We start from the raw sequence: 13,473 nt of genomic DNA on the forward strand, positions 1-13,473 counted from the left end.
CTCCCTTCGATCACCGAGTGTTCGGCAGTATTCGACCGGTCCGCCGTTCGAACCGTTCGTATTCAACTGATCTATTGAATACGAACGCTACACCGGTCGGCCTTGCCATTCAACCCGCAGGTTGAAGAAAGATCGGAATGGTGTGCGCCGGCACCCCGGGATGCTAGGAACGACACCATGCGCACTCATGCCTTCACGGACGACGCCCTCGGTGAGTCGGACGCACTCGGACTCGCTGAGGCCGTACGCACCGGCGCCGTCCACCCGCGCGAGCTGGCGCGCGCCGCCCTGGCACGGGCCGACACCCTCGCCGGCCTACAAGCCGTCGCGTACGACGGCTACGACGAGGCCGCGCCCGCCGCCGGTGGGCTGTTCGCGGGCGTGCCGACGTACGTCAAGGACAACACAGACGTGGCGGGCATGCCCACGCGCTACGGTTCGGCGGCGTTCGCCGACCGGCCGAGCCGGCGGACGAGTGCCCCCGCGCGTCAACTCCTGGCGCAGGGCTTCACGCCGTTGGGCAAGTCGACGATGCCGGAGTTCGGGCTCACGGCGAGCACGGAATACGCATCCGCGTCCGGGATCCCGGCCACGCGGAACCCGTGGGACCCCGAGCGGTCGGTCGGCGGCTCGTCGGGAGGCGCCGCGGCCCTCGTCGCCGCCGGCGTGGTGCCGCTCGCGCACGGGAACGACGGTGGCGGGTCCCTCCGGATCCCGGCCGCGTGTGCCGGGCTGGTGGGGCTGAAGCCGTCGCGCGGGCGCATGCAGGACGCGCCGGGCACGCGGCAGTTGCCCGTCAACCTGGTGACCGAGGGGGTGCTCACCCGCACCGTGCGGGACACCGCGCACTATCTCGCCGCTGCCGAATCCTACTCTCCGGCAGCGGGACTCGCACCGATTGGATTGGTGCGCGGTCCGTCGGGGCGTCGGCTGCGCATCGGTCTCGTGGTCCGGGACGTCCGCGGCCGGGACGTGGACCCGCAGGTGCGTGCGGTCGTCGAGTCGGCGGCGCAGGTGTTCGCGGGCGCCGGCCACACCGTGGAACCCGTTGATCTGCAGATCGATCCGCGACTCATCGAGGACTTCACCCTGTACTGGGCGGCGCTCGCCGGGGCGCTGGTGGCTGCGTCGAAGGCGACGCACGGCCGCGACTTCCGACCCGCGGACCTCGATCCGTTCACCACCGGGTTGCTCGGCCTGCTCAAGCGCAGCTCGTGGCGCGTGGGCCCCGCCGTCGCGCGGTTGCGCAACACGCCACGGATCTACGCCGAGCAGCTGGGCACCTACGACCTGTTGCTCAGCCCGGTCCTCTCGACACCGCCGCCGCTGCTCGGCGAGTACCGCCCGGACCAGCCGTTCGACGAGTTGCTCGCCAGGCTCGTGGACTACGTCGGCTTCACGCCCGTCAACAACCTCTCGGGAGCTCCGGCTGTATCCCTGCCGCACACGGAGATGCCCTGCGGTCTACCGGGTTCCGTGCAGCTGTGGGGAGGATTCGGCGACGAGGCGACGCTGCTCGACGCCGCGTACCAGTTCGAGGCGCTCGCCCCGTTCCCGACGCTGGCAGGCGTGCCCGTCGGGGCGCGGCCGGAGGCCCGGACGTGAGGGGGCTGCGGGGCCTGCTGGTCGCCGTCGTCGCCCTGCTCATCGTGGCGATCGGCATGCCTGCGCCCGCGCTCGCCGACCCGAAGGCCGCACCGGTGCTGCCCGTTCCGGGCGTGCTCCGGGTGGGCACCGAGGGGGTGTACCAGGTCTACAGCTACCACGACCAGTCGGGGAAGCTCACCGGGTACGACGTGGACATGATCTCCGCCGTGGCCGACAAGTTGCATCTCCGTGTGCAGTTCGTCGAGACCCCGTGGGACTCCATGTTCGCGGCGCTGGCCGCGGGTCGGTTCGACCTGGTGGCCAACGAGGTAACGATAACGGACGCTCGGAAGGCACAGTACGACCTGTCGGACCCGTACATCGACACCACCGGCTCGATCGTCGTGCGCTCGGACGAGAACTCCATCCACTCGCTCGCCGATATCCGCGGCAAGCGGGCCGCCGAGAGCCTGACCAGCAACTGGGGCGACGACGCGCGGCAGGCGGGGGCGCAGATCGTGGGCGTCGACAGCTTCACCGACGCGGCGAACCTGTTGGCCCAGGGGCGCGTCGACGTGATCATCAACGACGGTCTGGTGGTGCGCAACTTCCTCAAGGTCAATCCCGGCGCGAAGGTCAAGATCGCGGGCGACACGCCCGACAAGGGGCAGTCCGCGTTCGCGGCGCGCAAGGGGTCCGGCCTGATGCCCGAGGTCGACCGGGCACTCGCGGAGATCAAGGCCGACGGCACCGCCCAGCGGATCTACGACAAGTACTTCGGCGCGACGGCGGTTACCGTGAAGCCCGAGAGCAAGTGGGACCTGGTGCGGCGCAACCTTGTTCCCCTGTTACGAGCCACCGGGCAATACACCATCCCGCTCACGATCATCAGCTTCGCGGTGGGACTGGTGATCGCACTGCTGGTCGCATTGGCCCGCATCTCCGGTAATCGGCTGCTCAGCGGCCTGGCCCGGGCGTACATCTCGGTGATCCGCGGCACGCCGCTGTTGGTCCAGTTGTTCATCATCTTCTACGCGCTGCCCGGGCTGCACATCGTGATCAACCCGTTCCCCGCGGCGGCGATCGCGTTCTCGCTCAACGTGGGCGGCTACGCCGCCGAGATCATCCGGGCCTCGATCGGCGGTGTGCCCAAGGGGCAGTGGGAGGCCGCCACGACCATCGGTATGGACTACCGGACGTCGTTGCGGCGCATCATCCTTCCGCAGGCTGCGCGTACCGCCACCCCGCCGCTCGCCAACACGCTGATCTCGCTGGTGAAGGACACCTCGCTGGCATCGACCATCCTGGTGACCGAGCTGCTGCGGCAGGCGCAGATCGCCGCGGCCCCCACGTTCGACTTCTTCGCGATGTACGTGGTGGCGGCGATCTACTACTTCGTGATCTGCCAACTGCTCTCGCTGGTGCAGGGCCGGCTCGAGACCCGACTGGAGAGGTACGTGGCACGGTGAGCGCGGATACGGACGGCGGCACGGCCGGTGATCTGGTGGTGGTGAACGGGCTGCGGAAGTCGTTCGGCGACACCGTGGTACTGCGCGGAGTCGAGTTCCGCGTGCCGGAGGGGTCGGTGACGGTGGTCATCGGACCGTCCGGCTCCGGGAAGACGACGGTGCTGCGCTCCCTGAATGCACTGGAGACGCCGGACGCGGGCACCGTGACCGTCGGCGACGTCACCGTCGACTTCGGGGCGCGTGCCCCCGGCCGATCAGAGCTGGCGCGATTCCGATCGCAGAGCGCCATGGTGTTCCAATCGCACAACCTGTTCCCGCATCTGACCGTGCTGCGGAACGTCACCGAGGGCCCGATAGTCGTGCAGCGCACGCCCGCCGCGGAGGCGGAGGAGCACGCGCGCGAGCTGCTCGGCCGGGTGGGGCTCGCCCAACACGCGGATCGGTATCCGCACGAGTTGTCGGGCGGGCAGCAGCAGCGCGTCGGGATCGCCCGGGCGCTGGCGCTGCGGCCCAAGGTGGTGCTGTTCGACGAACCGACCTCGGCGCTCGACCCGGAGCTGGTGGGCGACGTCCTCTCGGTGATGAAGGATCTCGCCGCGGAGGGCTGGACGATGGTCGTGGTGACCCACGAGATCGCCTTCGCCCGGCAGGTGGCCGACCAGGTGCTGTTCGTGGACGGCGGCGTGGTGCTCGAGTCCGGGACGCCGGCGGAGGTGATCGGGGCGCCGAAGCAGCCACGGACGCGGGAGTTCCTGCGCCGCATACTCGATCCGCTCGACGGGGCGGCGGCGAGTGGATAACCGGGTGGCGGCGGCGGGGCCGGACACCTACCGTGGGCGCATGACACACCGGCGGACCGAGGTGACCACGCTCGACCAGTTGCGCGCCATCGTCTCCGATCCGGTGCCCCGGGTCAGGGACAAGGTCCGGCGCGAGCTGACGGATGTTCACGTCGAATGGCTCGCCGCAGCGCGGCTGTACTTCGTGGCGACCTCCGACGCCGAGGGGAACCTCGACGTCTCGCCGAAGGGTGATCCTGCGGGTTCGGTCCTGGTGCTGGACCCCGTCACCGTGGCGCTCCCCGACCGCCCCGGTAACCGTCGTGTCGACGGCTTCCGGAACATGTTGCAGGACAGCCATATCGCGGTCGAGTTCGTGATACCCGGGCGTGGCGACACACTGCGGATCAACGGCACCGCCACGATCCTGTCGGATGCGCCGTACGCCGAGCGCTTCGCGGTGGACGGCCGGCTGCCGCAGTTGATCACGGAGATCGCGATCGACGAGGTGTTCTTCCACTGCAGCAAGGCATTCCTGCGGTCGCGGGCATGGGACCCCGACGGGTGGGACGGTGACGCCGTGCCCCGGCGTGCGGTGATCGCGAAGGCGCTGGAGCGTCCCGAAGACTCGCTCGAGGAACTCGATCGCTACTACGGCGAGGCGTACGAGCGGCAGCAACTTTACTGAGCGGGTGATCGCGTCCGTCGGACGATTCGAACATACATTCTCAGTGACTTTTCAGACTGGGCCACGTATCGAACGATAATGTGGATCCTATGAAGCTGATCGAACACCTCGCACCGCATCTGGTGCCAGACCCGGCTCTGGCTCCCGCGGGGGACGTGGCGGACGCCGGGGATGTGCTGCGTGCGCGGGTGGTCGGCGAAGCTCTGGGATGGGGACACCGGATCGTCGCCCTGTATGTGCTGTATCAGGAGATGTATGGGCGGATCGAACAAGAGGTCCTCTCCGCACCCCAGTCCACGGCTGCCGAAGGTCTGCGGAAGCGTCGGGGGTTGGCGGTGCGGGAGGCCGACATGTACGCGGCTATCGCGGTCCGGCTGCGGGTGTCGACGTTCGCGGCGCGGGCGCAGATCGACACCGCCGTGGCCCTCGTTGAACGCCTGCCGCGAGTGTTCGCTCTGGCCGGGTTGGCGGTGATCCCGTACTACCGGGTGGAGCTGATCTTGCACCGGTCTCGGATCCTCGACGTCGAGCAGGTCGCCCGCTTCGATGCGCTGCTCGCCGGGGAGTTGGAGGCGGAACCGGAACGGATCTTCTCCAAGGGGCAATTGATCGACCTGTGCGATCAGTTGGTGCACCGGATCGATCTGGATGGGGTGGAGCAGCAGCACGAGACGGCGAAGCTGGACCGCAGGGTGGAGTTCACCCCCGACCTCGATGGGATGGCCTGGGTGAACGCCCATTTGACCGCGAGTGAGGCGCGGGAGGTGCACGGACGGTTGGAGAAGCTCGCCGGCACCGTCTGCCGCGAGGATCCGCGGACCCGGGATCAGCTGTGGGCGGACGCTCTGATGGCGGTGCTGGAGGGCTATTCGACCCTGGGCTGCCAGTGCCCGCTGGCGGACTGCACGCTGCGGGAGCGGCGTCGCGGCGGCGGGGCGGGGTTGGACACGATCGTGGAGATCCTGGTCGTCGCTTCCGCGTCCACGGTGGCTGGCACCGGGGAGGAACCGGGGTATCTGGCGGGTCATGGGGTGATCTCCGCCGGACATGTCCGGGACCTCGCCGCCCGGCCGGATGCGCGCCTGCGGCCGGTCACCGTGCCCGGCGAGACCGGCTCGGAGAGTGTGCCGGACGCCGCGGCCGATCCCGTTGCTGCAGCCGACGAACACGCCGAGGATGCACCCCTCGGACACGGGACGATCGTCTCAGACGGCGATGCCGAGGCGGCAGAGACCCTCGACGCAGCATTCGAGGCCCTTGCCGCGCAGGCCGCGCCAACCGACGCGGCGGTGCTCGACGATGATGCAGTGCTCGACGATGATGCAGTGCTCGACGATGATGCAGTGCTGGACGATGATGCAGTGCTGGACGATGATGCAGTGCTGGACGGCCAGACGGTGTCCGATGGCGAAGTCGTGTCCGGCTGTGCGGAGGTGTGGAACCGCGAGGCGACGGCGCCCCTCGCGACTACATCAGACACCGCACCGGCAGATGCTACGGACCCTGCTGCGGCGGAACCGTTCACGTCCGCGAAGCCCGCTGCGGTCGGGTACCGACCGTCCGCGTCACTGGCTCGCCTGGTGCGAATCATGTTCCCCACCTGCGTGTTCCCTGGTTGTACACGCCCGGCCACCGCGTGCGAGATCGATCACCGCATCGCCTACGACCACCTCGAACCCGCGGTCGGCGGGCGGACCGCCGCTTCGAACCTGCAGCCGCTCTGCCCGGCACATCACCGGCTCAAGACATTCGGCAACTGGGCGTGCACTGCCCGCCCCGGTCACCCCGGGGTCATCGACTGGACCGACCCTACCGGACGGAGATTCACCAGCGACACCGGCGCCGTCGTCCGGGCGCTCTTCCCCGACCTGTTCGCTCAGGTCGATGTGGCGTGGGCGGCCCCCGCGTCGGCCGACGGGCAACCCTCCGCATCCGCCCCGCGCAGCCAGCGGGCCGAACGGCTTCGCCGGCAGCGGCACCAGGTCAACGAGAACGCCCGACTGATCCACGAGGCCGAGCAGCGGGCCGCGGAACAGTATCGCCTCACGGAGTACGAGGAACAGAAGCGGATCTACGACCACGCCATCGCCGAGTACTGCGACGACCTCGATGACTACGAGTGGGACCGCATCCGCTGGGTCTGGCAATGCGAAGCCGCCGAGCGGAACTTCCGAGAACCACCACCCCCGCCGCCGAGGCCGCGTCAGCCCGATGCCGAGCCACCGAACGAGGCGGACGGACCACCGCCCTTCTGACGGCGCGGGCCGCGTGGGTCGGACGAACGTTAGGCCGGCGCAGGGCTCTGCGCCGGGCCTAGTGCGCGTGGCCCAGCTGCATCGACCCAGCTGCATCGACCCAGCTGCATCGACCCAGCTGCAGGGACTCGCTGCACCGGGCTCACTGTAGATACGCGGCGAGGCGCGTGGGGTCGATGTTGCCGCCGGACACGATGACCCCGACCCGCAGGCCCGATCCCGCCGCCTCGCGGCGGGCTGCGGCGAAGCCGAGCGCACCGGTGGGTTCGATCACAGCCTTCAGGGTGAGGGCGAAATCCCGCACGCCCACGATCAATTCGTCGTCGGTGGCGGTCACTACCCCCGCCGCGAGGCGCGCGATCACTGGGAAGGTGAGTGCGCCGAGCGCGGGGGTCTGGGCACCGTCGGCGATGGTGCGCGGCGTCTCGATCGTGACTATGCGGCCCGCAACGAGCGATCGCCGGCCGTCGTCACCCGCCGTGGGCTCCACACCGTAAACCCTTGTGCTGGGCGATGTCCCGTGCACCGCCAGCAGCGTTCCCGACAGCAACCCGCCGCCGCCGAGCGGGCAGAACAGCAGATCCAACGGGCCGGTCTCCTCCAGCAACTCGAGCGCAGCGGTGCCCTGCCCGGCCATCACCGCGGGGTGGTCGAACGGTGGGACCACGGCGGCCCCAGCGGATTCCGCCAGGTCTCGCGCGATCGCCGCGCGGTCCTGCGTGTACCTGTCGTACTCGACGACCCGCGCTCCGTAGCCTTCTGTTGCGGCTCGCTTCGCCGCCGGTGCATCGCTGGGCATCACGATCGTCGCGGGAACCCCGTGCAGCCGGGCCGCGAGTGCCAGTGCCTGCGCGTGATTGCCGGAGCTGAACGTCACGACGCCGCGCGAACGCACATCGTCGGGCAGCGAGGCGACCGCGTTGTACGCGCCGCGGAACTTGAAAGCGCCTGCGCGCTGAAAGTTCTCGCACTTGAAGAACAGCGACGCGCCCACGGCTTCGTCGACGCGGCGGCTGCTCAGGACCGGGGTCCGATGCGCGACCCCGGCGAGGCGGGCGGCGGCGGCGCGGATGTCGTCGAGCGTCGGTTCCTCCATGCCCGCGAACACTACGCGGCCTGCACGTGCGAAGCGCGGTCTACTCGACCGGCGTCCCGCCGCGGATCACTTGGCGCAGCGTGAGATCCGGATCCAGCTCGAGTACGTCCGCCCGCAGGCCGGCGGCCAGCGCGCCTCGATCGGTCAGCCCCAGCAACCGGGCGGGGGTGGTCGCTCCAGCCCGGGCTGCCTCCACCAGGCTCGCCCCGGACAGCCGCACCGCCCGCGCGAAGACGTCCAGCACCGACGACGTGCCGCCGGCGATAGCGCCGGGCGAGCCGTCCTCGGTGGTCAGCCGCGCCACGCCACCGCCCACCGTCACGTCGAGCGGGCCCAGCCGGTACTGCCCATCCGGCATGCCTGCGGCCTGCATGGCGTCGGAGACGAAGGCGGTGTGGTCGGCGCCCGCGGCGGCGAGCACGAGGGCGACGGTGCCCGCGGCCAGGTGCACGCCGTCTCCGATCAGCTCGGCCACCGCCGCGCCGCGGGACGCGGCGGCGAGCGACGCCGCGACCGCCCCGGGGTCGCGGTGGTGCATGGGCTTCATCCCGTTGAACAGGTGCGTGATGCTGACCGGTCCACCGGCCCCGGCGATCCCGGCCGTGACGGTGTCGAAGTCGCCGGCGGTGTGGCCCACGGACACCACGGCGCCGGCGGCCGTCAGCGCCATCGCGAGCTCCGCGAAGTGCGGGGTCTCGGGCGCCACCGTCATCGACCGGATGCGCCCGCCGCCCGCCGCCAGCAGCCGGGCCAGGAGCTCGGGGTCGCCGTCGATGATGAACCGCGGGTCCTGCGCGCCGCAGCACTCGGTAGCCAGGAACGGTCCCTCGAGGTGCAGCCCGGCGACAGTGCCGTCGTCGACCAGCGGTGACAGCATCGCGATCCGCTCCAGCAGCCTCTCCGGCGACGCGGAGACCAGCGAGGCGAGCAGCGTGGTGGTTCCCCGCCGGAGGTGATGCCGGGCGGCGTAGCGGGCACCGTCGGCGGGGGAGTCGGGGAAGCCGTAGCCCCCGCCGCCGTGGCAGTGCACGTCGACCATGCCCGGCACCAGCACCGAGTCCGACGGTGGCGGCACCGCCGGGTTCGCACCGGCACCGTCGGCACCCCCGCCCGGGAAGGCGGCTGTGGGACCCACCCAGTCGATGAACTCGCCCGAGACGGAGACGACGCCGTCGGCGATCAGCCCGTCGCGGGTGACCACCGTGCCGCGCAGGATCATCGGCTCGGTCATGGCGTGGTGGCCTCCTCGATCTCGTCGTCCTCGCGGCCGCTGGTCTTCAGGTTCCACCGGCGGATGATGAAGCTGAACGAGAAGAAGTAGACCACCGAGTATCCGAGTCCGATAGGGATCAGCCAGATCGGGTTGGTACCGCCGTGCATCTCGGCCGATTTCCCGAAGTTGACGACGTAGTCGATGAAGCCCGCCGAGAACGTGAAGCCGTCGTGGATCCCGAGTGCGTTGCACAGCATCAGCGATGTGCCGGTGAGCAGCGCGTGCAGCAGGAGTAGCGGCCACGCGACGAACACGAACGAGAACTCGAGCGGCTCGGTGATGCCGGTGAAGAAGCTGGTGAGCGCCACCGACAGCATGACGCCGCCGACGACGCGGCGGTTCTCGGGCTTGGCACACCGGTAGATCGCGAGGGCGGCGCCGGGCAGCCCGAACATCATGATCGGGAAGAAGCCGGTCATGAAGGTGCCCGCGGTGGGGTCGCCGTGGAGGAAGCGCGCGATGTCCCCGTGGTAGATCTGGCCGCCGGACCGGTAGTCGCCGATGATGAACCAGACGACCGAGTTGATGATGTGGTGCAGGCCGAGTGGCAGCAGCAGGCGGTTGGCCACGCCGAACACGCCGCCACCCACCACCTCGTTGTGCGAGACCCAGCTACCCAGACGCGTGAGGACCCAGTTGAAGGCGGGGTAGACGAACGACATCACGACCCCAGCCGCGATCGCACCCACGGCGGTGAGGATCGGGATGAGCCGGCGGCCGCTGAAGAAGCCGATGTAGTCGGGCAGCGTCGTGCGGTGGTACCGCTGCCACAGCGTCGCGGACATCAGGCCGATGACGATGCCGCCGAGGACCCCGAAGTCGACCTGAGTCTGGGCGCCGTTCTGATCCACCTCGCCGGTCAGCACCACCGGCGACATCGCCTTCTCGACCGCCTGGAACGCGAGGTAGCCGACCAGCGCGGCGAGCGCCGTGGAGCCGTCGGCCTTCTTGGCCCAGCCGATCGCGATGCCGACGGCGAACAGCAGCGGCAGGTTGGAGATCACCGCGTCGCCCGCGCCTCCGATGACGGCGGCGGCGGTCTTCATCGACGAGAATCGGCCGAGCATGTCGTCCTGGCCCAGTCGCAACAGCAGACCCGCCGCGGGTAGGACGGCGATCGGTAGCATCAGCGACCGTCCGAGTTTCTGGAGACCGGAGATATCCAGCCGCCGTGCTGATATACCGGACCCGGCGGAGGGGCTCATTTCGACTCCTGTTCGCTGGCAACGCTGTGCGTGCAGGTTATTACCAGTAGCGTTCCGGTGCAGGGCGTTCGGCGAAGGGAGTTCACGGGTATGGGCAAGGCGGAGGACATCGTCGCGGGACTCGGAGGCGCGAAGAACATCCTCGAGGTGGAGGGCTGCATCACCCGACTGCGCTGCGAGGTTGCGGATCCGACCGGGGTGGACCAGGGCGCGCTCAAGAAGCTGTCGCACGGGGTCATGGTGTCCGGCTCCGCAGTCCAGGTCGTGGTGGGCCCCACGGCCGACGCGCTCGCGGAGGATGTTCGGGACCTACTGTGACCGCCGGGCGCCTCCTGTGACCGATCGCGCGGATGTGTTGGCACCGCTCGCCGGGCGCCTGATCCCGCTCTCGGCCGTCCCGGACCCGGTGTTCGCGGGGCAGCTCGTGGGCTCCGGCGTCGCGATCGAACCGACGGGAGAGGGCGCGGTCACCGTCGGCGCCCCGCTCGACGGGACGGTGCTCAAACTGCACCCACACGCCGTTGTCGTGCTCGGCGCGGGCGGGGTGGCCGTGCTGGTGCACGTGGGCATCGACACCGTCGGGCTGCGGGGCGAGGGGCTCACCCCGCGCACCACCGAGCGGGCCGTGGTGCGGGCCGGCGACCCGCTGATCGACTTCGACCCGGCCGCGGTCCGCGCGCGCGGCCTGAGCGCAGTGTGTCCCGTGGTGCTGATGGACTCGGCGCCGGGCGCGGTGCCCGACCCGGCGGAGCGGCTCGTCGCCGCCGGTGAGGTGCTGTTCCGCGCTTGACCGCGGTCAGCCGGGGTCGGTGACCGTCATCTGCACCTGGTACATGTCCGACCGGTACCACGACCAGCAGTGCTCGATCCGATGCTCGCCGGCGTACGAGATCCGGTCGAACGCGAGTAGCGGGGCCCCCTTGGGGACCCGCAGCAGCGTCGACTTGTCCTTGTCGGCCGCCTCGGCGCTGATCGTCTGCTCGGCGTGGTCGATGGGGCGGTGATACCGCACCTTCAGCAGCTGGTAGATCGACTGCGACAGGTCGTACCTGTCCAGGTTGGGGACCAGTGCCGCGGTGTACCAGGCATCATCGATGGAGATGGGGTTCCCGTCGGCCAGCCGCAGCCGCTTGACGTGGTACGCCTTCTCGTTCGCACGCAGTGCCAGCGCGGCGGTGGTCGACGGTGTCGGTACGCGCAGCTCGGTCTGCAGGACGACCGTGGTGGGGTTGCGGCCGAGCCTGCGCATGTCCTCATGGAACGATGCGAGGTGCAGCCGCGAGCGCGCGTGACGCTCGGCCACGAACGTGCCCTTCCCCCGGATCCGCACCAGGTGTCCGTCGGACACCATCTGGCCCAGGGCCTCTCGCACCGTGATCCGGCTGACCCCGTAGTCGAGGCACAGCTGCCGTTCGCTCGGCAGCATGTCGCCGGGCGCGAGGTCGTCACGGCAGCGGGCCTCCAGGATGACGCGGAGCTGCTCGTGCTTCGGCACGGTGCCGTCTTCGATCATGCCGAACATGCTGTCACATATTGTCATGACCAATCATCGGGTTTGACCACACTGTGACCTCCGCTGCAGACGCCCCGGCCACCTCGGCGTCCGGCGCGCGGGCCGGCACGGCTAGATTCGCGGTCGTGGGTGCATGGAACGCAGCAGATATCCCCGACCAGACGGGCCGCCACTTCGTGGTGACGGGCGCCAACTCCGGCCTGGGACGCGCGACCGCGCTGGCCCTCGGCAGGGCGGGGGCGACGGTGACCCTCGCGTGTCGCGACGTGCTCAAGGCGCAGCCGGTCGCCCGCGAGATCGGCACCCGCGCGTCGGTGCGCCGGCTGGACCTCGCCGACCTGGCCTCCGTGCGCGAGTTCGCCGCTGTGGCCGGCGACATCGACGTGCTGATCAACAACGCCGGCGTGATGGCGCCGCCGCTGCGCCGCACCCGCGACGGGTTCGAGCTGCAGTTCGGCACCAACCACCTGGGCCACTTCGCGCTGACGGGGCTGCTGCTCGATCGGATCGCCGACCGGGTGGTGGTGCTCAGCTCGCTGGCGCACCAGTTCGGGTCGATCGATCTGGTCGACCCCGACTACGAGCGACGGCGGTACGAGCGGTGGTCCGCCTACGCACAGTCCAAGCTCGCCGACCTCATGTTCTCGTTCGAGCTCGCGCGCAGGCTCGACGCTGCCGGGTCCACCGTCCGGGCCGTCGCCGCCCACCCCGGCTACGCGGCCACCGCGCTGCAGACCCGTAACACCTCGATCCTGAACCCGATCATGGAGCTCGGCAACCGGTTGCTCGCGCAGTCGGCCGATGACGGCGCCCGCCCCAGCCTGTACGCGGCGGTCTCGCCCGATGCCCGCAGCGGCGGGTTCTACGGGCCGAAGGCGCTGTTCGGGATGCGCGGCGCCCCGGGGCCGTCGGGATCGTCCCGCGCCGCCCGAAACACCGACGTCGCGGCGAAGCTGTGGACACTGTCCGAGGACCTGACGGGCGTGCGGTTCCGTATCTGAGCCCGGCTACCGCACGCCACGCGGACGGAACTGCAGGCTGATCCGCGGCCCGGCGCCCGGCTGCTTGGGGACGGCGTGCTCCCACGTGCGCTGGCATGACCCGCCCATCACCAGCAGATCGCCGTGGCCCACACTGAGTCTCGTCGACGCCCCGCCGCCGCGGGGCCGCAGCAGGAACGGCCGCGTCGCCCCGAGCGACACGATGGCGACGACGGTGTCGTGGGTCGCGCCCCTGCCGATCGTGTCGCCGTGCCAGGCAACGGAGTCGTCGCCGTCGCGGTAGTAGCACAGCCCCACCGACGTCAGCGGCTCGTGTAGGTCGGCCCAGAAATCCCGGGAGAGCCGGTCGCGTGCGGCCGCGAGCGCCGGATGCGGCAGGGCGGCGCCCGCCTCGTAGAACTTCAGCAGCCGCGGGGTGTCCACGATCCGGTCGTACATCCGTCGTCGCTCGCCGTACCACGGCACCTCGTCTCGAAGGGTCTCGAACACACTGCCGGCGCTCGGTAGCCACCTCGTGCGCAGCTCGACCCATGCGCCATCGCCCAGGTTGCGACGGTCCGCTGCAATATCGAACAGACTTTCCTGCACGGCCTCCACGTTACCTCCG

13 protein-coding genes are annotated in these 13,473 nt (G+C 70.0%); 8 read left to right on the top strand and 5 right to left on the bottom strand.

The window, feature by feature from the left end:
• Positions 1 to 177 precede the first annotated feature (177 nt).
• The 5 genes from ABD908_RS01045 to ABD908_RS01065 all read left to right on the top strand — a co-directional run bounded on the left by ABD908_RS01045 (position 178) and on the right by ABD908_RS01065 (position 6,778).
• Positions 178 to 1,605, top strand: a complete 1,428-nt coding sequence (locus ABD908_RS01045) for an amidase (RefSeq protein WP_344989625.1) — start codon at positions 178 to 180, stop codon at positions 1,603 to 1,605.
• On the top strand, positions 1,602 to 3,056 hold the full coding sequence (locus tag ABD908_RS01050; protein ID WP_344989628.1) for an ABC transporter permease subunit: 1,455 nt from the start codon (positions 1,602 to 1,604) through the stop codon (positions 3,054 to 3,056). The genes ABD908_RS01045 and ABD908_RS01050 overlap by 4 nt, the downstream gene beginning before the upstream one ends.
• Entirely contained in the window at positions 3,053 to 3,856 is an 804-nt protein-coding gene (locus ABD908_RS01055; RefSeq protein WP_344989631.1) for an amino acid ABC transporter ATP-binding protein, read from the top strand. The genes ABD908_RS01050 and ABD908_RS01055 overlap by 4 nt, the downstream gene beginning before the upstream one ends.
• A gap of 40 nt (positions 3,857 to 3,896) precedes the next feature.
• Complete coding sequence (locus tag ABD908_RS01060) at positions 3,897 to 4,523, top strand: MSMEG_1061 family FMN-dependent PPOX-type flavoprotein (RefSeq protein ID WP_344989634.1); 627 nt, start codon at positions 3,897 to 3,899, stop codon at positions 4,521 to 4,523.
• An 89-nt stretch (positions 4,524 to 4,612) separates the two neighbouring features.
• Complete coding sequence (locus ABD908_RS01065) at positions 4,613 to 6,778, top strand: HNH endonuclease signature motif containing protein (protein ID WP_344989637.1); 2,166 nt, start codon at positions 4,613 to 4,615, stop codon at positions 6,776 to 6,778.
• A gap of 142 nt (positions 6,779 to 6,920) precedes the next feature.
• Here ABD908_RS01065 and ABD908_RS01070 read toward each other — a convergent pair whose 3' ends face one another.
• From ABD908_RS01070 to ABD908_RS01080, 3 genes are read right to left on the bottom strand one after another with little or no spacing between them, the layout of a single operon-like run.
• A complete protein-coding gene (locus ABD908_RS01070) occupies positions 6,921 to 7,874 on the bottom strand; it encodes a threo-3-hydroxy-L-aspartate ammonia-lyase (protein WP_344989640.1) in 954 nt (317 codons plus the stop codon).
• 40 nt (positions 7,875 to 7,914) lie between these two features.
• Complete coding sequence (locus tag ABD908_RS01075) at positions 7,915 to 9,093, bottom strand: N-acetylglucosamine-6-phosphate deacetylase (protein ID WP_385924533.1); 1,179 nt, start codon at positions 9,091 to 9,093, stop codon at positions 7,915 to 7,917.
• Positions 9,094 to 9,101: 8 nt separating this feature from the next.
• Positions 9,102 to 10,352: a PTS transporter subunit EIIC gene (locus ABD908_RS01080; RefSeq protein WP_344989646.1), complete on the bottom strand. Its 1,251-nt coding sequence runs from the start codon at positions 10,350 to 10,352 to the stop codon at positions 9,102 to 9,104.
• Between the two features lie 90 nt (positions 10,353 to 10,442).
• Between ABD908_RS01080 and ABD908_RS01085 the strand changes: the two genes are divergently transcribed.
• The gene (locus ABD908_RS01085; RefSeq protein WP_344989649.1) at positions 10,443 to 10,670 is read left to right on the top strand and encodes a PTS sugar transporter subunit IIB; all 228 of its coding nucleotides are present in this window, start codon (positions 10,443 to 10,445) and stop codon (positions 10,668 to 10,670) included.
• Positions 10,671 to 10,686: 16 nt separating this feature from the next.
• Positions 10,687 to 11,142, top strand: a complete 456-nt coding sequence (locus tag ABD908_RS01090) for a PTS sugar transporter subunit IIA (protein WP_344989652.1) — start codon at positions 10,687 to 10,689, stop codon at positions 11,140 to 11,142.
• A gap of 6 nt (positions 11,143 to 11,148) precedes the next feature.
• Here the strand turns inward: ABD908_RS01090 and ABD908_RS01095 are convergent, their stop codons facing one another.
• Entirely contained in the window at positions 11,149 to 11,865 is a 717-nt protein-coding gene (locus ABD908_RS01095) for a GntR family transcriptional regulator (protein WP_344989655.1), read from the bottom strand.
• Between the two features lie 125 nt (positions 11,866 to 11,990).
• Between ABD908_RS01095 and ABD908_RS01100 the strand changes: the two genes are divergently transcribed.
• A complete protein-coding gene (locus ABD908_RS01100) occupies positions 11,991 to 12,866 on the top strand; it encodes an oxidoreductase (protein WP_344989658.1) in 876 nt (291 codons plus the stop codon).
• A gap of 6 nt (positions 12,867 to 12,872) precedes the next feature.
• Here ABD908_RS01100 and ABD908_RS01105 read toward each other — a convergent pair whose 3' ends face one another.
• The gene (locus ABD908_RS01105) at positions 12,873 to 13,454 is read right to left on the bottom strand and encodes an alpha-ketoglutarate-dependent dioxygenase AlkB (RefSeq protein ID WP_385922750.1); all 582 of its coding nucleotides are present in this window, start codon (positions 13,452 to 13,454) and stop codon (positions 12,873 to 12,875) included.
• Between the last annotated feature and the right edge of the window lie 19 nt (positions 13,455 to 13,473).

Source organism: Tsukamurella soli (assembly GCF_039541155.1).
GTDB classification, from domain to species: Bacteria; Actinomycetota; Actinomycetes; order Mycobacteriales; family Mycobacteriaceae; genus Tsukamurella; species Tsukamurella soli.

Excerpts from the sequence above, each read along its gene's own strand:
- ABD908_RS01045 (WP_344989625.1), top strand. The coding sequence starts at position 178 with ATGCGCACTCATGCCTTCACGGACGACGCCCTCGGTGAGTCGGACGCA.
- ABD908_RS01060 (WP_344989634.1), top strand. The coding sequence starts at position 3,897 with ATGACACACCGGCGGACCGAGGTGACCACGCTCGACCAGTTGCGCGCC.
- ABD908_RS01065 (WP_344989637.1), top strand. The coding sequence starts at position 4,613 with ATGAAGCTGATCGAACACCTCGCACCGCATCTGGTGCCAGACCCGGCT.
- ABD908_RS01070 (WP_344989640.1), bottom strand. The coding sequence starts at position 7,874 with ATGGAGGAACCGACGCTCGACGACATCCGCGCCGCCGCCGCCCGCCTC.
- ABD908_RS01075 (WP_385924533.1), bottom strand. The coding sequence starts at position 9,093 with ATGATCCTGCGCGGCACGGTGGTCACCCGCGACGGGCTGATCGCCGAC.
- ABD908_RS01080 (WP_344989646.1), bottom strand. The coding sequence starts at position 10,352 with ATGAGCCCCTCCGCCGGGTCCGGTATATCAGCACGGCGGCTGGATATC.
- ABD908_RS01085 (WP_344989649.1), top strand. The coding sequence starts at position 10,443 with ATGGGCAAGGCGGAGGACATCGTCGCGGGACTCGGAGGCGCGAAGAAC.
- ABD908_RS01095 (WP_344989655.1), bottom strand. The coding sequence starts at position 11,865 with ATGATCGAAGACGGCACCGTGCCGAAGCACGAGCAGCTCCGCGTCATC.